The 878-nt window shown below is 64.2% G+C and carries 1 pseudogene; it reads left to right on the plus strand.

The annotated features are described in order from the left end of the window. Positions 1–643: pseudogene (locus EN893_RS35895) on the plus strand (ribonuclease E/G); the annotation flags it as partial. Positions 644–878 lie beyond the last annotated feature (235 nt).

Here is an 878-nt window from a genome sequence, read left to right on the forward strand (position 1 = left end):
GGCCGGTGAGTTGTCGGACCCGGACGCGGCCGCCAGCGATGGCGACACGGAAGCGGACGACAACGCCCCTGTCGGTGTTGCTGAAACGTCTGAGACAGCTGAAGCTTCGGACGAAGGCCAGGGCAAAAAGCGCCGGCGCGGCAAGCGCGGCGGCAAGCGCAACCGTCGCGAAGACGGTGAAGGCGAGGCTGAGGCAAGTGCTGGCGAAACAGCAGACGCTTCTGAAGGCGAAGTCCGGGCAACCGAGGTGATCGCCAGCGAGCCGGTCGTTGCCGCACCAGCCGAAGAGCCGGTGGCGCTTGCCCCGGCAAATGACGACGCGCCGGCCACGGAGAAGCCGAAGAAGCCACGTCGCGCGGCCAAGCCAAAGAAGGCCGCGGCCGAAATTGTCGCCGATGAGCCGGCTGCGGAGGTGGAAGCACCGGTCGACACGCCGGTCACCGCATCCGACGAGGCAGCCATCGCTTCTGTCGAGGAGGCACCGAAGGCCCGCCCGTCGCGGCGCAAGCCGGCGGCGGCGAATGCGCCGGTCGAGCCGGTCGTGTCTTCGATCGTCGCGGAAGAGCCCGCGGCCAAGGCCGAGGACAAGACCGAGGACAAGCCGAAGCGCGGCGGCTGGTGGCAGCGGAAGGGCTTTTTCTAAGCCTTTCAATCGCATGAGCTAGTTCTTTGACAAAAAATCCCGCGCCGTCTCGAAGACGGCGCGGGATTTTCTTATCTGGCGTTATGCTGGATCGCGAAAGGCTAAAACGCTTCTTTGATTCCAAGCATGTCGTTGTCCCAAAACCGCTGCGCACTTTTGGGTGACATGCATCACGGCGCGAAGATCGACCAGTTCATCATCCTGGCCAGCTTTTCCAGCGCGATCGACCCCAGCT

Source organism: Mesorhizobium sp. M7A.F.Ca.CA.004.04.2.1 (assembly GCF_004022825.1).
Lineage (GTDB): Bacteria > Pseudomonadota > Alphaproteobacteria > Rhizobiales > Rhizobiaceae > Mesorhizobium.